The organism is Pseudomonas sp. R4-34-07 (genome assembly GCF_003852375.1).
In the GTDB taxonomy this organism is placed as follows: Bacteria; Pseudomonadota; Gammaproteobacteria; order Pseudomonadales; family Pseudomonadaceae; genus Aquipseudomonas.
In genome coordinates this window covers 437,388-458,668 of record NZ_CP027760.1, presented here as the reverse complement: position 1 = coordinate 458,668, position 21,281 = coordinate 437,388, and the positions used below count along the sequence as shown (strand labels likewise).

Sequence of the window (21,281 nt, the reverse complement as noted above, 5' to 3'; positions counted from 1 at the left end):
CTGCGTTATCGTTAACGATCTTCGCGAGCAAGCTCGCTCCTACAGTAGAGGCGGTGGTCAGTGGGCCACCGCGTTAGCGCCTTAGTCTTCCAACAACTCTTCAGCCTGGCCCAGGATGTTTTCCAGGGTGAAACCGAACTCTTCGAACAAGGCAGGTGCCGGTGCCGACTCACCGTAGGTGGTCATGCCGATCACGCGGCCTTCCAGGCCTACGTACTTGTACCAGTAGTCGGCGTGAGCCGCCTCAATGGCGATACGCGCGCTGACCTGCAACGGCAATACCGATTGCTTGTAGCCGGCGTCCTGGGCTTCGAACACGCTGGTGCAGGGCATGGACACCACGCGCACGTTGCGGCCCTGGGCGGTCAGCTTGTCGTACGCCTGAACGGTCAGGCCCACTTCGGAACCGGTGGAGATCAGGATCAGTTCCGGCTCACCGATGCAGTCCTTGAGCACATAGCCACCACGGCTGATGTCGGCGATCTGCGCGTCGGTACGCACCTGGTGCTGCAGGTTCTGGCGCGAGAAGATCAGCGCCGAAGGGCCGTCCTTGCGCTCGATGGCGTGCTTCCAGGCCACGGCGGATTCCACCGCGTCGGCAGGGCGCCAGCAATCCAGGTTCGGCGTGGTGCGCAAGCTGGTCAATTGCTCGACCGGCTGGTGCGTCGGGCCGTCTTCGCCCAGGCCGATGGAGTCGTGGGTGTACACATGGATCACGCGCTTCTTCATCAGCGCGGCCATGCGTACCGCGTTGCGGGCGTACTCCATGAACATCAGGAAGGTCGCGCCGTAAGGCACCAGGCCGCCGTGCAGCGACACGCCGTTCATGATGGCGCTCATGCCGAACTCGCGCACGCCGTAGTACATGTAGTTGCCGCTGGCGTCTTCGGCCGACACGCCTTTGCAGCCTTTCCACAACGTCAGGTTGGAACCGGCCAGGTCGGCCGAACCGCCGAGGAACTCAGGCAGCAGCGGGCCAAAGGCGTTCAGGGTGTTCTGGCTGGCTTTACGGCTGGCAATGGTCTCGCCCTTGGCCGCGACTTCGGCGATGTAGGCCGAGGCTTTTTCCGAGAAATCGGCCGGCAGGTCACCGGCCAGGCGGCGTACCAGCTCATTGGCAAGCTCAGGGAATTCGGCGGAGTAGGCAGCGAAGCGCTGGTCCCACTCGGCTTCGGTGGCCAGGCCTTTTTCCTTGGCGTCCCACTCGGCGTAGATGTCGGCCGGGATCTCGAACGGGCCGTGGTTCCACTTCAGCGCTTCGCGGGTCAGGGCGATTTCCGCGTCACCCAGCGGAGCGCCGTGGCAGTCTTCCTTGCCTTGCTTGTTCGGCGAGCCGAAGCCGATGGTGGTCTTGCAGCAGATCAGGGTCGGCTGCGCGCTCTTGCGAGCGGTGTCGATGGCGATCTTGATTTCTTCCGGATCGTGGCCGTCGACGTTGCGGATCACCTGCCAGTTGTAGGCTTCGAAACGCTTGGGGGTGTCATCGGTGAACCAGCCTTCGACTTCGCCGTCGATGGAAATGCCATTGTCATCGTAGAAGGCAATCAGCTTGCCCAGGCCCAAGGTGCCGGCCAGGGAAGCGACTTCGTGGGAAATGCCTTCCATCATGCAACCATCACCCAAAAATACGTAGGTGTGATGATCGACGATATCGTGGCCCGGGCGATTGAACTGCGCGCCCAAGACTTTTTCAGCCAGCGCGAAGCCAACCGCGTTAGCGAGGCCCTGGCCCAGGGGACCGGTGGTGGTCTCGACGCCTGGGGTGTAGCCGAATTCCGGGTGGCCCGGGGTGCGGCTGTGCAACTGGCGGAAGCTCTTGAGGTCATCGATGGTGACGTCGTAGCCGCTCAGGTGCAGCAGCGAATAGATCAGCATCGAGCCGTGGCCGTTGGACAGTACGAAACGGTCACGGTCGGCGAACGACGGGTTGCTCGGGTTGTGCTTCAGGTAGTCACGCCAAAGTACTTCGGCGATATCCGCCATGCCCATCGGGGCACCGGGATGGCCGCTGTTGGCTTTTTGCACGGCATCCATGCTGAGGGCACGAATGGCGTTGGCACGCTCACGACGGCTGGGCATCGCTGATCTCCTGGGGGCTTGAACAAAGAAACGGAAAAAAGGACCGGCATTTTCCCTCAGCCACCGCCTGCGGGCAATGACAGATAGTCACTTGAAGCGGTTTTTCCTGCGGTTTGCCCGCCAATCCCTTGCAGAACCCGGATGCCGGTTCGTCCAAAGGTTATAGCGCCCGCTTATAACTGCCACTTATCGATCAATATCAAAACTTTTTGATATTGGCCTTGCGGCGATTACCACCCGTCACTAGACTGCTGGCCTTATGAACCTACCCGTGCCCTCCCTGCGTCCTGACGACGGCGATGAACTGGCTGCCCTTTGCAAGGCTGCAGGTGATCCGTTGCGCTTGAACGTATTGCGCGCACTGGCCAACGATTCCTTCGGCGTATTGGAGCTGGCGCAGATCTTCGCCATCGGCCAGTCCGGCATGAGCCATCATCTGAAGGTACTGGCCCAGGCCGACCTGGTGGCGACCCGCCGCGAAGGCAATGCAATTTTTTACCGTCGCGCCCTGCCCCACACCGAGTTGCTCGGCGGCAAACTGCACGCCGCCCTGCTTGACGAAGTGGACAGCCTGGACCTGCCGAGCGACGTACAGTCGCGCGTCAGTCAGGTTCATGGGCAACGCGCCGCTGCCAGCCAGGATTTTTTCGCACGGGTTGCCGAGAAATTTCGTGCACAGCAAGACCTGATCGCCGGCTTGCCCCAGTACCGCGAAAGCGTACTGGCGCTGCTGGACAAGCTGAGCTTCAGCAATGAGGCCACGGCCCTGGAAGTCGGCCCTGGCGACGGCGGTTTCCTGCCGGACCTGGCGCGGCGCTTTGGCCAAGTGACGGCACTGGACAACAGCCCGGCGATGCTTGAACTGGCGCGCCAGCTGTGTGAACGCGAGGCGTTGGGCAACGTCCGCCTGCAACTGGCCGACGCCCTGAGCGACACCCGCCTGCGGGCCGATTGCGTGGTGCTGAACATGGTCTTGCACCACTTTGCCGCCCCCGCCGACGCGATCAAGCAAATGGCCGGGTTGCTGCACCCCGGCGGCAGCCTGCTGGTAACGGATTTATGCAGCCACAACCAGAATTGGGCCAGGGAGGCCTGCGGTGATCTCTGGTTGGGTTTTGAACAGGACGATCTGGCCCGTTGGGCCACCGCTGCGGGACTCGTTCCCGGGGAAAGCCTCTATGTAGGTTTACGTAATGGTTTCCAGATTCAGGTCCGCCATTTTCAGCGACCGACTGGCGACACTCACCATCGGTAAATATCAGGAAAACATCGAGATGAGCGAATACTCCCTTTTCACCTCCGAGTCCGTGTCTGAAGGGCATCCGGACAAAATCGCCGACCAGATTTCTGACGCGGTGCTGGACGCCATCATTGCTGAAGACAAGTTCGCCCGTGTGGCGTGCGAGACTCTGGTGAAAACGGGCGTGGCGATCATCGCCGGCGAAGTCACCACCACGGCCTGGGTCGACCTGGAACAGATCGTGCGCGACGTGATCACCGACATCGGCTACAACAGCTCCGACGTCGGCTTTGACGGCGCGACCTGCGGCGTGATGAACATCATCGGCAAGCAGTCCCCTGACATCAACCAGGGCGTCGACCGCGCCAAGCCTGAAGATCAAGGCGCTGGCGACCAGGGCCTGATGTTCGGCTACGCCAGCAACGAAACCGAGGTGCTGATGCCCGCGCCGATCACCTTCTCTCACCAGTTGGTACAGCGCCAGGCCGAAGCACGTAAATCCGGCCTGCTGCCGTGGCTGCGCCCGGACGCCAAGTCCCAGGTCACCTGCCGCTACGAAGGCGGCAAAGTGGTGGGTATCGACGCCGTCGTACTGTCCACCCAGCACAACCCGGATGTCTCCTACAAAGACCTGCGCGAAGGCGTGATGGAGCTGATCGTCAAGCACGTACTGCCTGCCGAGCTGCTGAGCAAGGACACCCAATTCCACATCAACCCGACCGGCCAGTTCATCATCGGCGGCCCGGTGGGCGACTGCGGCCTGACCGGTCGCAAGATCATCGTCGACAGCTACGGCGGCATGGCCCGTCACGGCGGTGGCGCGTTCTCCGGCAAGGATCCATCCAAGGTCGACCGTTCCGCTGCCTACGCCGGTCGTTACGTGGCCAAGAACATCGTCGCCGCCGGCTTGGCTGAACGTTGCGAGATTCAGGTGTCCTACGCCATTGGTGTGGCCCAGCCTACTTCGATCTCGCTGAATACCTTCGGTACCGGCAAGATCAGCGATGACAAGATCGTCAAGCTGGTGCGCGAGATCTTCGACCTGCGCCCTTACGCGATCACCACCATGCTCGACCTGCTGCATCCGATGTACCAGGAAACCGCAGCCTACGGCCACTTCGGTCGTACCCCTGCGCAGAAGACGGTCGGCGACGACACCTTCACCACCTTCACCTGGGAAAAAACTGACCGCGCCAACGACCTGCGTACCGCTGCCGGTCTGTAATCGTTCGCGGCTGACAAAGCCCCGCCAGGTTCGCCCGGCGGGGCTTTTTGATTTTCAAAGATTGCAACAAAATCGTTGAAACCGAGGCCGAAGTCGACGCGGCCAGCAAAATCGGGCGGCCGAGGCTGATAACCACGACGCGCCGGAGGCGTTGGACGGCTGGTTCAAGCAGGCAGAAACACCCGGTAAAAAGCCCCGCTCGGTCGGGGCTTTTTTGTGGCCGTGCGGATCACTTAGGCTGAACGCCCTTTTCGAGCAAGGATGCTCCCGATGCGCGCGTCAATGGTTCTCCTGATTGGCTTTCTACCGTGCTGGGCCTGGGCCGAAGACTGTCCCGAGGATGCCCGAGCGCAAATCGACACGTTGTCCAGGCAGGTCAGCGAATGGGATGACGTTTATCACCGACAAGGGCAGTCCCCCATCAGCGATGAACTTTACGACCAAGCCCGCCAACGCCTGGCAGATTGGCGCAAATGTGCGCGCCAACCCGCCCTCAAGGCTGACAATCCCCTGGCCAGCTCACGTGGCACCTTGCGCCATCCGATCGCGCACACCGGCCTGGACAAACTGCTGGACGCGTCCGATGTGGGTGAATGGCTCAGCACCCGCCAGGACGTTTGGATTCAACCCAAGGTCGACGGAGTGGCCGTCACCCTGGTGTATCGCAAAGGCCAATTGCACCAACTCATCAGCCGCGGCGATGGCCTGCTCGGTCACGATTGGACAGCCTCCGCGCGCAAGATGCCGGGTATCGTCCAGCAACTGCCGGAGCCCGTCGACGCTGTACTGCAAGGCGAGCTGTACTGGCGCCTCGACGGCCACGTACAGTCGGCAAACGGCGGGCTCAACGCGCGTAGCAAAGTGGCCGGCTTGATGAACCGACGCCAATTGAGTGACAGCGAGGCGGGCGGGATCGGGTTGTTCGTCTGGGCCTGGCCCGAAGGCCCGGCGAGCTTCACCGAGCGCCTGGCCACGCTGGCACGGTGGGGGTTCACCGACAGCCAGCGGTATAGCCAGTCCATCGACAGCATCAGCGATGCCACGCGCTGGCGTACCCATTGGTACAGCCATCCGTTGCCGTTCGCCAGCGACGGGGTGGTGTTGCACCAGGCTGCGCGCGCACCCGCCAAACGTTGGCAAGCCAGCGCACCTTACTGGGCGGTGGCCTGGAAGTACCCTGCGACCAAAGCGCTGGCACTGGTACGCAAAGTACAGTTCAGGATCGGGCGTACCGGACGTATCACACCGATTCTCGAACTGGAACCGGTGCGACTGGATGACCGGCAAATCAGCCGAGTCAGCGCGGGTTCGTTGAGAAACTGGCAGGCCCTCGACATCCGGCCCGGCGATCAGGTATCCATCAGCCTTGCCGGCCAGGTCATTCCCCGGCTCGACGAGGTGATCCTGCGCAACAACACCCGAGTGGAAGTGCCAGTACCCGATACTCGAGACTTTCACGCCTTGAGCTGCTGGCAGCTGGACCCCGGCTGCGAGGAGCAACTGCTCTCGCGCCTCACCTGGCTGAGCAGCAACCAGGGCCTGGCCTTGCCACATATGGGGCGGGAAACCTGGAACGTATTGATCCAGGCCGGTCTAATCGCAGGCTTTCTCGATTGGTTGACCCTGGATGCGGCAGAGCTTGCTAACATTGATGGCTTCGGCGAACGCACCCGCGCGCGGGTGCTCGACAGTATTCACAGCGCCCGGCAACGCCCGTTTGCACAGTGGCTCAAAGCCCTGGGCGTACCGCCTGCGGCGCGCAACAACCTGGAGGGCGACTGGCATACCCTGGTCGCCAAAGACACCCAAGCCTGGCTGGCCTCGGACGGCATCGGCCCGGGCCGCGCAGCGCAACTGAGCGCCTTTTTCCGCGACCCGCAGGTCCAGGCATTGGCTGAAACATTACGTGAAGCCGGCATAGACGGTTTCTGAGTCCGGCCCGACCCTCTGAATGCTACTTGGAGTCCTTATATGAAATTTCTTGCCCCTCTTGCCTTGCTGACTGTCGCAAGCTTCATGGCCACGCCGGTGCTGGCCGCCGACGAAGCGCCCGAACTGACCGGCTGCGCCGCCAAGCGCCAGGCCATCAGCACCCAGATCGAACAGGCCAAGGCCCATGGCAACAGCGCCCAACAGGCCGGCCTGGAAAAAGCCCTGAGCGAGGTCACCGCCAACTGCACTGACGCATCGCTGAAGAAAGAACGCGAAAACAAGGTGCTGGATGCCAAGCACGAAGTCAGCCGCCGTCAGGCCGACCTCGACAAGGCCATGAAAAAAGGCGATCCGGACAAGATCAACAAGCGCAAGGACAAGCTCGCCGAATCGCGCAAAGAACTGCAGGATGCGGTGGAAGAACTCGACCAGTAAACCGGTCAGTGGTCCCGAAACTGCTTATGGCAGGCGCTGCAGGCATCTTCAACTTTCTGCACTGCAGGTTGAAGATTGCTGGCCTTATAGGGCCGGACCTGGCTTGCGATCACCAATTCACCGGTGGCCGCCTCAAGGTCGCGGGCCATTTGCTGGAACTGCGCCTGCTTTTGCCACACCTCGTCCCTGGCACTGGTGTGGTCCTCTTCACGCACGTTCGGGAAGTGCTGCCAGGGTTGATGGGACAACGCGTCCAGCTTGACCGCGCCGTCGGCGAACTGGGCGCCGTCGAAAGGGATGCGCCCGCGCAACATGCCGCCCAGGCCTTCGGCGGTCTTGAGCATCTGTTTGAAGATCGCCTTGCGCTGGCCCAGGGGGGAATTGGGGTCAACCCCGCCGCAGGCGGACAAGGCCAGGCAGGCCAACACTACAACGGTCATATTTTTTAAAGTCATGGTGGCTCAGGGTCACGGAAACGGCGGTCAGTATCCCCGCCCCCTCCGCAAAGACCAATAGCCCTATTAATAACAAGGTTGCCCAAGCGCGAAAAAGCACGGGCAATCGCTTCAGGAATTACGTGCATGAATGTCAATTGGAAACCCTGGAGCCGCTTGGCGTGGGCTCTACCGATGATCGCGCTGCTGGCCGGCTGCGACCTGGGCAAAGACGCCGGCAAAGAGACAGCCAAAGAAGAGGCGCCCAAACCCCAGGCCGTCGCCACTTACGTGAGCGCTCCGTGGGAAGCGCTGCCGGCGGTTTCCGACAGCGACTTGCTGGCGGGCTTCGAATCCTGGCGCAGTGCCTGTCAGCGCCTCAAGGCCGACCCGATCTGGAGCGCGACCTGCGCAGCGGCAGCCAGCGTACCGGGCAATGCCGTGGCGGTTCGCGGGTTTCTTAAAGAGCGCCTGGATGTATTCGGCCTGCGTTCAGCCGACAACACCCCGAACGGCCTGATCACCGGCTACTACGAGCCGGTCTACCCCGGCAGCCTGACCGAAACCGCCACCGCGCATGTGCCGGTGTACGGCGTGCCGGATGACCTGATTATCGTCAACCTGGAAGCAATCTATCCGGAACTCAAGGGCAAACGCCTGCGCGGCCGCCTGGAAGGCCGCGTGCTCAAGCCGTATGACGATGCCAGCACCATCAACGGCCAGGGCTCGACCGCCAAGCCGATAGCCTGGCTGACCGATCCGATGGACCTGCAATTCCTGCAGATCCAGGGATCTGGGCGTATTCAACTGGCCGGTGGGCGTCAACTGCGTGTGGGGTATGGCGACCAGAACGGCTACCCCTACCGCCCTATCGGCCGCTGGCTGGTCGAGCAAGGCGAGCTGAAAAAAGAAGAGGTGAGCATGGGTGCCATCAGCGCCTGGGCCAAGGCGCATCCGCAGCGTATTCCAGAGTTGTTGGCGAGCAACCCCAGCTATGTATTCTTCAGCGCCCGCCCCGACAGCAACGAAGGGCCGCGCGGGTCGCTGAATGTGCCATTGACGGCGGGGTACAGCGTGGCGGTGGACCGCAAGGTGATTCCGCTGGGCAGCCTGCTGTGGCTGTCGACCACCAAACCTGACGGTTCAGCCATCACCAGACCCGTCGCAGCCCAGGACACCGGGGGCGCAATCACCGGCGAAGTGCGGGCAGACTTGTTCTGGGGCACAGGCGAGGCAGCGGGCGAGTTGGCGGGCAACATGAAGCAACAGGGGCAGATCTGGATGTTGTGGCCCAAGGGTGCGGCGCTGCCTCAGGCGCCTGTCACGGACGCTCTATGATGATCGGGACAAGCCTTAATGCCATTCAGCTAAGCGAAAGTGCTCCACTGTAGGAGCGAGCTTGCTCGCGAAAAACGTCTAGGCAACGCGTTCATTCTGAATAAACGCGGGGGCTCTGAGTTCTTCGCGAGCAAGGGCTAGCCGCCCGCCTCGCTCCTACAAAAAGCCTTAACTGACTGGCATTAGGGCAAGCCTCCTCCCCCAGTGAATCGGTGGCGCTACAGAATCCCGTGCACATGCCGATAGCCTGTGAATAAGTCCAAGCCTTGTTCCAGGGGAGTTCGCAGCATGTATCGTTGGTCGGCCGAAAAGCTCGGAAATGTGAGCGTCAAAACCAAACTGGGCTTAGGCTTCGGCCTGGTGTTGCTGCTTACGTTAATCATCACACTCACCGGCTGGACCGGGCTATCCAGCGTGATAAGCCGTGGCGACAAACTGGGCTACATCGCCAGTCTCAACGACTTGAGCAAGGACCTGCGCATCGCGCGACTGGACTTTGAAATGCGCCGTGGCGAACAGGGCCCGGCAACCGTCAATGGCCTTCTCGGCCAACTGGAAAGCGGCCTGAAAACTGCGCGGGCGCTGATTGAACAGCCCGCCGATATCGCGTTGGTCGATGACCAACTCGCGGCGGTTGACCAGTACAAGCGTGCATTCGACGCCATGGTCCAGGCAGGAGCCAATCGCGAAAACGCGCGCAGCAAACTCGGCGATACCGCCGACAACGCGGTGCTCAAAGTCGGCGAAGTGGAAAAGGCCCTGTTACAGGGCGACAGCGTCAGCCAGTTCAACAGCATCGTCGACCTGAGCAAGCTGATCCAGCAGGCGCGGTTCCAGGTTCGCGGTTACACCTACAGCGGCAAAGTCGAGGCCGAGCAGCCTGCGCTGGATGCCATCGACAATACGCTGAAGAAAATCGCCGCCCTTGACGGCCAGCTACCTGACCAATTCTCGACCAACCTGCAACAGGCCAGCGCCTCGCTGCAAGCCTACCGCGCCGCGGTCAGCCAGTACCGCGACTCGCAGGTGGCCAGCGCCGCTGCGCTGAAACTCATGAACGTCCAAGGCGACATTCTGCTGGACCGCAGCAGCACACTCACCGCCTCGCAAACCGTGGTCCGCGACAGTGATGCCGCGCAAGCCAAACGGCTGTTGCTGCTGGCTGCCCTGCTGGCACTGAGTTTTGGTCTCTTCGCCGCCTGGGCCATCACTCGCCAGATCATCATTCCGCTCAATCAAACCCTCAAGGTCGCCGAACGCGTAGCCTCGGGCGACCTGAGCCACAATCTGGAATCTGCCCGCCAGGATGAACTCGGCCAACTGCAACGCGCCATGCAAAGCATGACCGTGGGCCTGCGCGAGTTGATTGGCGGCATCAGCGATGGCGCCACGCAAATCGCCAGCGCCGCCGAGCAGTTGTCGGCAGTGACCGAACAGACCAGCGCCGGGGTCAACAGTCAGAAGATCGAGACCGACCAGGTCGCCACGGCCATGAACGAGATGGCCGCTACCGTGCAGGAAGTTGCGCGCAATGCCGAAGAAGCCTCGGAAGCCGCCGTGGCCGCCGACCTGCAGGCCCGTGAAGGCGACAAGGTGGTTGGCGAAGCCATCGCCCAGATCGAGCGCCTGGCCACCGAAGTCGGCAATTCGACGATCGCCATGGCAGACCTGAAGCGCGAAAGCGACAAAATCGGCAGCGTGCTCGACGTGATCAAGTCCGTGGCCCAGCAAACCAACCTGCTGGCGCTGAACGCGGCCATTGAAGCGGCGCGTGCCGGTGAAGCCGGGCGTGGCTTCGCCGTGGTAGCCGACGAAGTGCGCAGCCTGGCCCAGCGCACACAGAAGTCCACCGAGGAGATCGAGGAACTGATCGTCGGCCTGCAAAACGGTACCCAGCAGGTGGCGACCATCATGGACAATAGCCGCGGCCTGACCGACAGCAGTGTCGAACTGACCCGCCGCGCCGGCAGCGCATTGGAGAACATCACACGTACCGTTTCGACCATCCAGGCGATGAACTCGCAGATCGCCACGGCCGCCGAGCAGCAAAGCGCGGTAGCCGAAGAGATCAACCGCAGCGTGTTGAATGTGCGCGATGTCTCCGAACAAACCTCTTCAGCCAGCGAAGAAACGGCGGCGTCCAGTGCAGAGCTGGCACGCCTGGGCATCTACCTGCAAACCCTGGTCGGGCGCTTCCGCATCTGACTGACTTGAGCGGCGGCCGATTGAGGCTGCCGCACCTTGTGAAATTTCCTACACAGTTATCAGCCCGCCCTCACCTCGATTCGAATTAGCGTTCATCTGTCGCGAAACGCTTTTTCTGATTGGGAGGTGTGCCATGTTTTCTCGGCTGACCCGCATACAGGTTAACGCCAGTGTTCGCCTCAAGCTGGCTCTGGGTTTTGGCCAAGTGCTGATCCTCAGTTTCATGATCGCCGCGGCGGGCTGGCAAGCCCTGAACGCCGTGCTTTATCGGTCCAATAGCCTGACGAGCCTGGGCGAACTGGCCGTGTACGCGGAGGCCATGCGCGCCGACCGCACCGTCTACCGCACCCTTGCGGACAAAGCCAGCCTGGCCCAGATGACGCAGAAGACCGAGAAAATCGACCAGCTCCTGGCAGACCTTTCGCATCGATTGGTAGACCCGACCGATGTGCAACGCAATGAGGAGGCGACACGCCTGGTGGCTGGCTTGAAGGCCGCGCTGGCGGAGCTGCCCGCGTTGATCGAGCAGCGAGAGAGTGTCCGGCCAGCGCTCAAAAAATCCGCCCTGCAAGCCAGTGACACCCTGGCCCAATTCGCCAGCGACTTGCCCGACCAGAATGACGAAAAGGCGCTCGACGCCATTGAGCAACTGCGCCAAGCCATGGAGCAGGCCGAGGATCGCGCCCAGAATCCCGCCTGGGCCGCCGAGTCGTTGCAAGCCTATGCCGAGGCAGCAAGCCAGGCGCTGGATGCGCTGGACATCGCACAGAAGGCAGTGTTCATGCTGCCCGTGGACTCAGCACTGCTCAAAACCGACCTGAACGACTACCGTGCACAACTGCTCAAGCTCAAGCAAGCCCAGCTCAACGTCGAAACCGTGCAAAACCGCTTCGAACAGCAGCTCAATGAGTTGCGCGAGAACAGTAACTTGCTGAGCCAGAGCCAGAACACCAAGCGCAATGACGAGGCCGACCACACGCGCACGCTGCTGATTGGCGTCACGGCGGCTGCACTGGTGCTGGGCGCCCTGGCCGCGTGGTGGATTGCCAGCCAGATCGCCTCGCCGTTGCGTGACATCCTCGTTGCCGCCAACCGTGTCGCTCAAGGCGACCTGAGCCACGACACCCACGTGGAGCGCCGCGACGAACTGGGCCAGCTGCAACAAAGCATCGGGCAAATGACCCGCAGCCTGCGCAGCCTGATCAGCAGCATCGGTGACAGCGCTCGGCAGATTGCCGGTGCGGCGACGCAGTTATCCACCGTGACCGAACAGACCCGCAACGGGCTGAACAATCAGAAAGATGAAACCGACCAAGTGGCCACGGCGATGAATGAAATGCTCGCCACCGCCCAGGAAGTGGCGCGCCATGCCGAACGCGCGTCCGTTGCAGCGAACGAAGCAGACCAGCAGGCCGGCGCCGGCGAGCAGGTAGTCATCCAGGCGGTTGAGCAAATCGGCAACCTGGCCAGTGAAATGGCCTTATCCGGCCGCGCGATGCTGGCTCTGCAAAAAGAGAGCGAAAAGATCGCCAGCGTGCTGGACGTTATCAAGTCCGTGTCCCAGCAGACCAACCTGCTCGCCCTGAACGCCGCCATCGAAGCGGCGCGCGCAGGCACCGCCGGGCGAGGGTTTGCCGTGGTCGCCGATGAAGTGCGCAGCCTGGCCCAGCGCACACAGGAATCGGCTGAAGAGATTGAAGGGCTGATCCTTGGGTTGCATAACGGCACCCAGCAGGTCGCGGACATCATGGACAGCAGTCGCAACCTGACCGACAACAGCGTTGCCCTGACTCGCGACGCCGGCGAGGCCTTGGCAGCGATTGCCCGCACGGTATCGGTCATCCAGGAAATGAACCCGCAGATTGCCGCCGCCGCCGAACAGCAAAGCGCAGTGGCCGAGGAAATCAATCGCAGTGTCTTGAAGGTGCGGGATGTGTCGGAACAGACCGCCGCCGCCAGCGAGGAAACGGCGGCCGCGAGTGTTCAGTTGACGAGGTTGAGCCTGGATCTGCAGACGCTGATCGGCAAATTCAAGCTCTGAAACACCGCCATCCAATGTGGGAGGGGGCTTGCTCCCACATAGGCGCCCGAACCTATAAGACCTGGCGCAGGAAAGCCTGGGCCCGCGGGTCCTTCGGCGCCGCGAAGAACTCGGCAGGCGCCGCGTCTTCCAGCAATTTGCCGTGATCGAAGAACAACACCCGGTCTGCCACCTCGCGGGCAAAGCCCATCTCGTGGGTAACGCACACCATGGTCATGCCTTCCAGTGCCAGGGTCTTCATGACATCCAACACTTCACCGACCATTTCCGGGTCCAACGCCGAGGTGGGTTCGTCGAACAGCATCACCTTGGGCTCCATCGCCAACGCCCGGGCGATGGCGACCCGCTGTTGCTGGCCGCCGGAAAGGCGTGACGGGAACTCATTGGCTTTCTGCGCAATACCCACCTTTTCCAGGAGTGCCAGGGCCTTGGCCTCACGCTCTTGCTTGCCGCGCTTGCGCACGACCTTTTGCGCCAGGCACAGGTTTTCCAGCACGGTCATGTGGGGGAACAGGTTGAAATGCTGGAACACCATGCCGACTTCACGGCGATAGGCATTCACATCGGTCTTCGGGTCGGCCAGCTGCAAACCGTCAATGCTGACCGAACCTGAGTCGAATTCCTCCAGCCCATTGAGGCAGCGCAGGAAGGTGGACTTGCCGGAGCCGGACGGACCGATCACCACCAGCACTTCGCCCTTTGCCACCTGGGTGGTGACATGGTCCACCGCACGCACCACATGACCACGGGTGTCGAAGACTTTTACCAGATCGCGGACTTCAATCACTTTGCGCGAGCCTCCGCTCAAGCCGGCTGGCCATTTTCGACAGCGGCAGGTTGATCAGCAGGTACAGGCCTGCCACACAGAACAGAATTTCAAACGGCGAAAACGAGGTGGTGATCACTTCGCGTCCACTCTTGAGCAACTCGGTGATCGCGATCACCGAGACCAGCGAGGTATCTTTCACCAGGCTGATGAATTGCCCGGCCAACGGTGGCAGCACGCGTTTGAACGCCTGAGGCAACACTACATGGCGCATCGACTGGCTGGCGCTCAAGCCCAGGGAGCGCGCGGCCTCGTTCTGGCCACGGGTGATCGACTGCACACCGGCACGCACGATTTCCGCCACATAGGCGCCGGTGAACAGCGACAGTGCGGCGATCCCGGCAAACTCCCGTGACAGGTTGAGCACCGTGCCGATAAAGAAATAGAAAATGAAGATCTGCACCAGCAGCGGCGTACCACGCACCAGTTCGACGTAGAGCGTCGACAGGTCGCGCAAGGTCGGGTTGCTGGAAAGGCGGCACAAACCGGTGGCCAGGCCAATCGCCAGGCCCAGGACGCCGGACACCACCGACAACCACAGTGTGGTCCACAGGCCCCACATCAGCGGCCCCAACGCCCAATGACGGTTGACACCGATGACGTCACCTTCAGCCACATCATCGCCGCGCGCCACCTGCAGGCTATTGTCGGCGACCGTCAGCGTTTGTTCGGTGCCGGCCTCATTGCGCAGGGTAACCTCGGCCACGTCGCCTTTGCGTACCAGTTCAATGACCGTCGAAATATCCGCCGCACGCTGCGCTTCCTCAGCCTGATAGGCGAAGTACTGCGGCACGCGGTTCCAGCGCCATTCGTAGGACATCAGCGAGGTGGCGTAGTACAAGGCACCAGCCAGGCCGACCAGTACGAGCACCGTCAGCAGGTGCCAGGGCCATTGGGCTTTTTTCTGTTTCATTTCAGATTCCGGGATTAGAGCTCGTTCCCACGCTCCGCGTGGGAACGCCTCAATGGACGCTCTGCGTCTGCTTTGTGACGCGGAGCGTTACGGGCTGCATTCCCACGCGGAGCGTGGGAACGATCAATCAGCCTTATTCCATGTCCTTGAGCCACTCGGAGCTCTTGAACCACTTGTCATGGATGCGATCGTAGGTGCCGTCGTGCTTGATCTGGTGCAGGAAGTTGTTGATGAAGTTGACGCTGTCGTAGTCGCCTTTCTTCAGGCCGAACGCCAGGGGTTCGAAGGTGAAGGGTTCGTCAAGGAACACCAGCTTGCCATTACCGACCTTCTTCTCGGCCACCACGTTGTACGGGGCGTCGTAGACAAACGCGTCAGCCTTGCCATTGACCACGTCGAGCACGCCTTCCTGCTCGTTGTCGTAGCCGTGGTACTTGGCTTTGGCGATCAGCTTTTTGGCAACCATTTCACCGGTGGTGCCAAGCTTGGAGGTCAGGCGGTACTTTTCGTCGTTCAGGTCTTTGTAAGACTTGATGGTGCCTTCCAGGTCCTTGCGAATCAGCAGGGTCTGGCCGACCACGATGAACGGTTCGCTGAAGTTCAGGCGCAGATTGCGTTCCTGGGTCAGGGTCATGCCGCTGCCGATCATGTCGAACTTGCCGGTCAGGAAGGCCGGGATGATACCGTCGTAACCGGTAGACACCAGTTCCAGCTTGACGCCCATGGACTTGGCGAGGGCCTTGAGGATGTCCACTTCAAAACCGATGATGTCACCGCGTTTGTCGGTCATTTCGAACGGCATGTAGGTCGGGTCGATGCCGACTTTCAGCGTGCCGCGCTTGACCGCATCATCGATGGCGCCGGCCTGGGCCGCAGTGGCCGCCACCAGCGCGGTGACGCCGAGCATCAGCATCGAAAGATACTTTTTCATCATCAAGTCCCCTGAACGGTTCTTATAAAGTGGGGCGCACAAAAGGGCTGCGCCATTTCGGGGTGCGATCCTAACCCACTCGTTGCCCGTCACAAAGGTTTCACGGCTAAATGTTATCGGCGTGTGTAAGAGGAACCCTACGGCGCCGCGCATGACCGCAGGCCTGGGCCGGTCAGCGCCTGGGTTCACTAATGGGTTGATGTGTAAGCAGTTATGACGACAAGTCAATTTCCGCGATCCAGGCAGTGTCCTTGAACCACTTATCATGCAATTGATCGTAGGTCCCGTCCTGGGCCACTTGGTTGAGAAAATGATTGATCCAGTTGAGGCTGTCGTAATCACCTTTTTTCAGGCCGAACGCCAGAGGCTCAAAGGTAAACGGCTGCTCCAGCGTCAGTAATGCGCTGTTCTCGGGCCGGGCCATCGCGATCAGGTTGTAGGGCGCATCATAAATAAAAGCGTCGGCCCTGCCCTCCACCACCTCGCGCACACCCTCCTCCGGCGTTACGAAACTCATCAGCCGGGCCGCCCCCAGGAAGCGCTGCGCCGCCGCCTCGCCGGTGGTGCCTTCGGTGACCGCGATCCGATAGCTCGCCTCGTCCAGGTCTTCGATGCTCGACACCGTGCCGGCCAGGCGCGGATGCAGCAGGACGGTCTGGCCCACCACGATAAAAGAATCACTGAAATTGAGCTTGAGGTTGCGCTCCTGGGTGACCGTCATACCGCTGCCGATCAAGTCGAACTTCTTCGTGATCAGCCCCGACAGCAACTCCGTATAGGGCACCGTGACCAGTTCGAGTTCAACCCCCAGCGCGCGACTCATGGCGTGGAGCAAATCGATCTCGAAGCCGACGACGCGCCCCTGCCTGTCCGTCATTTCGAACGGTACGTAAGTCGGCGTGGTGCCGACTTTCAGCACTCCACGGCGAACGGCGTCGTCAATTGCCCCGGCGTTGAGCAAGCCTGTGTGAATCAATGCGACAACACCCATCAGCAGTGCCGAACCATACCTTTTGAACATGTGTGCCCCCGTGGCGAGTCAAATTGGGGGCGATGCTACCCCAGCCACAGGCACGGCAATACGCTTCGAACGAAGGTGTTTTGTTTCGAAATAACAAAGGGTTAGCGGAGAAAGGAAGGGGCGGTAAACGCTGTAGGACAAGCACTTGGAACACCCCCGAGGTGAACCCTCGGGGGCGTCTGAATCAGGCCGGTAGAGCCTGGGACGACTGCGGTTGCAGGGGTAGCAATGGCGCGTGCGGGTCAGCCTTGATCGAAGCACGCCAAGCGTCCAGCCACTCGGCATGGCCTTCGCTCCACACCTGTTCATGCAAGCGGGCCAGGGCCACCGGATCGCTGAGCAAGGCCAGGCGTTCGCCGTTGTTGAGGCCGGCCGGGCCGACTTTCAACGCGTGGCGAACACGCTCCCCACGCAGGTACTCGATCGGCTCCGCCTCGCGGTGACGTGAAGTCGCCAGGGCGCAGGCCAGGGCGTTCTGCTGTGGGTCGACCACCGAACGTACGAACCCGTCGTTAAGCGCGTGCCAACGGTTTTCGTGGGTGTACTTCTCGGTCGACAGCAACGCCTGCGGTGGATTGTATTCCTCGGGGATCAGGAACAGGCTCTCGTCGCGAGACTTGAGGCCCAGCTTGACCCGACTGGAAATCACCGACACCGGGATCGACAGCATCAGCGAACCGACGATGGGAATCAGCCACCACAAGAAGCTCGGGTTCAGCCACACCACCAGCAGTGCCCACAAGAAGCCCAGCACAGTCTGCGGACCGTGGCGCTTGACCGCTTCGCTCCAAGGCGTGGAGTCGTCGTCGCGTTGCGGCGAGTTCCAGGTCGCAGCCCAGCCGAGGAACGCGGCCAGTACGAAACGGGTGTGGAAGATCATGCGCACCGGCGCCAGCAGCATGGAGAACAGCATCTCCAGCAGCATCGACAGGGTCACCTTGAACTTGCCGCCGAACTCTTTCGCGCCCTTGGCCCAGATCAGGATGATGCTGAGCAATTTAGGCAGGAACAGCAGCACGATAGTGGTGGAGAACAGCGCCACCGCCTTGTCCGGATGCCATTGTGGCCACAGCGGGTACAACTGGCGTGGCGCCATGAAGTACTGCGGCTCCATCAGGGTGTTCACCGCCAGCAACGCGGTGGACAGCACCAGGAAGAAGAACCACAACGGCGCCGACAGGTAGGACATCACGCCAGTCAGGAACACCGCACGGTGCACCGGGTGCATGCCTTTGACCAGGAACAGGCGGAAGTTCATCAGGTTACCATGGCACCAGCGACGGTCACGCTTGAGTTCGTCGAGCAGGTTCGGCGGCAGTTCTTCGTAGCTGCCCGGCAGGTCGTAGGCAATCCACACGCCCCAGCCGGCACGGCGCATCAGCGCGGCTTCGACGAAGTCGTGGGAGAGAATCGCACCGGCGAACGCGCCTTTGCCCGGCAACGGCGCCAGGGCGCAGTGCTCGATGAACGGCTTCATGCGGATGATTGCGTTGTGGCCCCAGTAATGGGATTCACCCAGCTGCCAGAAGTGCAGGCCGGCGGTGAACAGCGGGCCGTAGACGCGGGTGGCGAACTGCTGCATGCGCGCATACAGGGTGTCCATGCCCGAGGCACGCGGCGCGGTCTGGATAATCCCGGCATCCGGCGTGGCTTCCATCAGGCGTACCAGGCTGGTCAGGCATTCGCCACTCATCACGCTGTCGGCGTCGAGCACCACCATGTACTTGTAGTCCCCGCCCCAGCGACGGCAGAAGTCGTCGAGGTTACCGCTCTTGCGCTTGACGCGACGGCGACGGCGGCGATAGAAAATCTTGCCGAAACCACCGGCTTCGCGGCACACGTCGAGCCAGGCTTGCTGTTCGGCAATGCAGATATCGGCGTCGTTACTGTCGCTGAGCACGAAGAAGTCGAAGCGGTCCAGATCGCCGGTAGCCGCCACCGATTCGAACGTCGCACGCAAACCGGCGAATACCCGAGGCACGTCTTCGTTACAGATCGGCATGACCAACGCGGTGCGGGCATCCTTCGGAATCGGCTCATTACCAGCACTTTTACCGGAGATACGGTACTTATCGTGGCCGGTCAACAGTTCGAGGAAGCCCATCAACGCGGTCCAGAAACCGGCCGAGACCCAGCAGAACAGAATCCCGAACATGATCAGGATACTGGTCTGCAGTGCGTAAGGCAGAACCTGGGTAGCGGTTTGCAGAAGGGTCTGGTTGCGGATTTCGTCGAAGTCCACCAGCGACCAGCCCTGGTACGGCATGATGCCTTTCATGTACCAGCCGGCCACGATGGTCTGGCCAAGCATCAGCACCAACAGGATATAGCGACGAATCGAACCCACGGTACGCCAGCGCGCAGCCGGCAGGACCCGCTCGTCTTTCGGCGGCTTGGGCGGGTTGGTACGACCCGTCATCCGGCGCCAGCCGCGTACCAGGATATTGGTGCGCCAAGGCTCGGGCACGACTTTGGTCCGACGGATCGGCGGCGTGGCCTTCAGGCAGACGCGACCGCTGGCGTCGAGCGCCAGCATCTCGGCGTCCTGCAGCTCTTCGGCCGTGCTGAGGGTCAGCCTGCGGCCCACTGACGCTTGGGCGGCGTCGGTAGGTGCGTCGAAGGTTGCGGACGACAGGCGTTCGTGCAATTCGCTGAAGGAGCTGCAGCCCGCCAGTTCGGCACGCTGCTCAGCGGTCATGGGCAGATGCGCCAGGTACTCGGTCAGAGTCTCTGGCTTGGCTTGTGAATTACTCATCGGCGGGCAACTGGTAGCTCCAGGTTTCGGTCAGGACTTGTTCGGTCTTGGCCGGCTCCGGCGTGACAGGCGCCGGGGCAGCTTCTGGCTGCTTGGCGTCCTTGTCCTTCGCCTCTTTGGCGTCTTTCTTGGCCTGTTTCTCGTGTTGCTTGGCCAAGACCTTGTCAGCCTTGAGCACGTGGGTCGACACCTGTTCTGGCTCGGCCTGTGCGATCTCCTGCACCAGCGCGGCGCGCATTTCAGTCGGCTTGCTCGCGTCCTTGATCTTCATGCGCAGGGTCAGGCGCCAGCCTTTGGTGTGCTCGTTGTAGCGCACGCTGTTTTCAACCAGCTCGGCGTTGTCGCCAACACTGACCTGGCTGCGCACCGGGGCGTCCGGCAGCAGTTTTTTCAGGGCCGGGCCTTCGAAGTCCACCAAGTAAGCCACGCTGCCGTCCGGCTGACGGATCAGGTTGGATTGCTTCACGTCACCGGTGGAACGCAGGGTCTGCTTGACCCAGGCACTGTCAGGCGAATGGAAGGCAGCATCGTCCAGCGTCCAGTGCAGGCGGTAGGACACGTCCAGCGGCTTGCCGACTTCCGGCAGTTCGGCCGGGCTCCAGAAGGCAACGATATTGTCGTTGGTTTCGTCGGCGGTCGGAATTTCTACCAGGTCGACACTGCCTTTGCCCCAGTCGCCTTCAGGTTCGATCCAGGCGCTCGGGCGCTTGTCGTAGTTGTCGTCCAGGTCTTCGTAATGGCTGAAGTTGCGGCCACGTTGCAGCAGGCCGAACCCACGCGGGTTTTCGACGCTGAAGTTGCTGACCGACAGGTGTTTAGGGTTGTTCAACGGGCGCCAGATCCACTCGCCATTGCCGGCATGGATCGACAGGCCGCTGGAATCATGCAGCTCGCGACGGTAGTTGAGGACCTTGGACGGCTGGTTGGCGCCGAACAGGAACATCGAGGTCAACGGGGCCACGCCCAGCTTGCTGACCTTGTCGCGCAGGTACATCTGGGATTTGACGTCGACCACGGTGTCGGTGCCCGGACGCAGAATCAGGCGGTAGGCGCCCGTCGCACGTGGGGAATCCAGCAGGGCGAAGATCACCAGGTGCTTGTCGCCCGGCTTCGGACGCTCGATCCAGAATTCGGTGAAACGCGGGAATTCTTCGCCGGACGGCAGCGCGGTGTCGATCGCCATGCCACGGGCCGACAGGCCATACACCTGATCCTTGCCGACGACGCGGAAATAGCTGGCGCCAAGCATGGTCATGATTTCGTCTTGCTTGTCAGCCTTGTTGATCGGGAACAGCACACGGAAGCCGGCATAACCCAACTGTTCGGTGGCTTTTGGATCAAACTTTACGTCGCCGAAATCGAAACGATTGGGGTCGTATTTGATTTCCTGGACGCTGTCAGCGGTGACTTCATTGATTTTCACCGGTGTATCGAAGTGCATACCCTGGTGATAGAAGGACAGCTTGAACGGGGTGTTCTGATCGGCCCACTCGGCTTTTTCGTTGCGGAAACGAATCTTCTGGTAGTCAGCGAATTTCATTTCGCGGAATTCGTTCGGCAGATTGCTGCGCGGAGCTTCGTATTTCTGCCCAGCCAGTTCTTTTGCCTTGGCCGACACATCGTCCAGACTGAATGCCCACAGTTGACCCGCGCCGAACAGGCAAAACAGGGCAGAGCCCGTCACCAGTGCGTTTCGTAACCGTTTGGCAGACAATTTTGGTGCATTACAGGGACTAACAATCACGAGCAACCCTCGCCGAAAACAGATCAAAAAACCAACGGCCAGCTATCTATATGCCAGGTTGGCGAGCATTGTTCCGACTCCTCAGGGGCAAAATGATTCCCCACTGGTTTGTCGGACAAGTCTCTACCTAAGTCAAAAATGGACCAAACAACGCTGATCCCC

General features: G+C 61.3%; 14 protein-coding genes and 2 pseudogenes. 8 read left to right on the top strand and 8 right to left on the bottom strand.

Annotated features, from left to right (window positions below; genetic code table 11):
* Positions 1-81: 81 nt before the first annotated feature.
* Positions 82-2,079 (bottom strand): transketolase, encoded by a 1,998-nt coding sequence (gene tkt / locus C4J85_RS01925; RefSeq protein WP_124360904.1) that lies wholly within the window; start codon positions 2,077-2,079, stop codon positions 82-84.
* 259 nt (positions 2,080-2,338) lie between these two features.
* Between tkt and C4J85_RS01920 the strand changes: the two genes are divergently transcribed.
* From C4J85_RS01920 to C4J85_RS01905, 4 genes are all read left to right on the top strand, one after another.
* Entirely contained in the window at positions 2,339-3,334 is a 996-nt protein-coding gene (locus C4J85_RS01920) for a metalloregulator ArsR/SmtB family transcription factor (RefSeq protein ID WP_124408867.1), read from the top strand.
* Between the two features lie 19 nt (positions 3,335-3,353).
* Positions 3,354-4,544 carry a methionine adenosyltransferase gene (metK, locus tag C4J85_RS01915; protein ID WP_124365518.1) on the top strand — a complete coding sequence of 397 codons (1,191 nt, stop codon included), beginning with the start codon at positions 3,354-3,356 and terminating at the stop codon, positions 4,542-4,544.
* A gap of 270 nt (positions 4,545-4,814) precedes the next feature.
* On the top strand, positions 4,815-6,476 hold the full coding sequence (gene ligB / locus C4J85_RS01910; protein WP_124408866.1) for an NAD-dependent DNA ligase LigB: 1,662 nt from the start codon (positions 4,815-4,817) through the stop codon (positions 6,474-6,476).
* Positions 6,477-6,515: 39 nt separating this feature from the next.
* Positions 6,516-6,911 carry a DUF1090 domain-containing protein gene (locus tag C4J85_RS01905; protein ID WP_124365516.1) on the top strand — a complete coding sequence of 132 codons (396 nt, stop codon included), beginning with the start codon at positions 6,516-6,518 and terminating at the stop codon, positions 6,909-6,911.
* A gap of 5 nt (positions 6,912-6,916) precedes the next feature.
* Here C4J85_RS01905 and C4J85_RS01900 read toward each other — a convergent pair whose 3' ends face one another.
* Positions 6,917-7,366 (bottom strand): cytochrome c, encoded by a 450-nt coding sequence (locus C4J85_RS01900; protein WP_124408865.1) that lies wholly within the window; start codon positions 7,364-7,366, stop codon positions 6,917-6,919.
* A gap of 126 nt (positions 7,367-7,492) precedes the next feature.
* Here C4J85_RS01900 and C4J85_RS01895 point away from each other — a divergent pair, with 126 nt between their 5' ends.
* The 4 genes and pseudogenes from C4J85_RS01895 to C4J85_RS01885 all read left to right on the top strand — a co-directional run bounded on the left by C4J85_RS01895 (position 7,493) and on the right by C4J85_RS01885 (position 12,929).
* Positions 7,493-8,683, top strand: coding sequence for a murein transglycosylase A (locus C4J85_RS01895; RefSeq protein ID WP_124408864.1), 1,191 nt, complete (start codon positions 7,493-7,495; stop codon positions 8,681-8,683).
* A 288-nt stretch (positions 8,684-8,971) separates the two neighbouring features.
* Positions 8,972-10,030: pseudogene (locus tag C4J85_RS27870) on the top strand (methyl-accepting chemotaxis protein); the annotation flags it as partial.
* Positions 10,016-10,888, top strand: a complete 873-nt coding sequence (locus C4J85_RS27865; RefSeq protein WP_372240626.1) for a methyl-accepting chemotaxis protein — start codon at positions 10,016-10,018, stop codon at positions 10,886-10,888. The pseudogene C4J85_RS27870 and the gene C4J85_RS27865, both read left to right, overlap by 15 nt.
* A 133-nt stretch (positions 10,889-11,021) precedes the next feature.
* Positions 11,022-12,929: a methyl-accepting chemotaxis protein gene (locus tag C4J85_RS01885; RefSeq protein ID WP_124408862.1), complete on the top strand. Its 1,908-nt coding sequence runs from the start codon at positions 11,022-11,024 to the stop codon at positions 12,927-12,929.
* Between the two features lie 52 nt (positions 12,930-12,981).
* On the opposite strand, the gene C4J85_RS01880 is transcribed toward C4J85_RS01885, so the two are convergent.
* The 6 genes and pseudogenes from C4J85_RS01880 to C4J85_RS01855 form a co-directional block, all read right to left on the bottom strand.
* Entirely contained in the window at positions 12,982-13,716 is a 735-nt protein-coding gene (locus C4J85_RS01880; RefSeq protein ID WP_124360894.1) for an amino acid ABC transporter ATP-binding protein, read from the bottom strand.
* Positions 13,709-14,668 carry an amino acid ABC transporter permease gene (locus tag C4J85_RS01875; RefSeq protein WP_124406067.1) on the bottom strand — a complete coding sequence of 320 codons (960 nt, stop codon included), beginning with the start codon at positions 14,666-14,668 and terminating at the stop codon, positions 13,709-13,711. The genes C4J85_RS01880 and C4J85_RS01875 overlap by 8 nt, the downstream gene beginning before the upstream one ends.
* Before the next feature lie 133 nt (positions 14,669-14,801).
* Positions 14,802-15,599, bottom strand: coding sequence for a transporter substrate-binding domain-containing protein (locus tag C4J85_RS01870; protein ID WP_124408861.1), 798 nt, complete (start codon positions 15,597-15,599; stop codon positions 14,802-14,804).
* Positions 15,600-15,810: 211 nt separating this feature from the next.
* Complete coding sequence (locus C4J85_RS01865; protein ID WP_124372381.1) at positions 15,811-16,620, bottom strand: transporter substrate-binding domain-containing protein; 810 nt, start codon at positions 16,618-16,620, stop codon at positions 15,811-15,813.
* Positions 16,621-16,802: 182 nt separating this feature from the next.
* Positions 16,803-19,375: pseudogene (gene mdoH / locus C4J85_RS01860) on the bottom strand (glucans biosynthesis glucosyltransferase MdoH); the annotation flags it as partial.
* Entirely contained in the window at positions 19,368-21,119 is a 1,752-nt protein-coding gene (locus tag C4J85_RS01855; RefSeq protein ID WP_065950185.1) for a glucan biosynthesis protein G, read from the bottom strand. The pseudogene mdoH and the gene C4J85_RS01855, both read right to left, overlap by 8 nt.
* Positions 21,120-21,281: the final 162 nt, after the last annotated feature.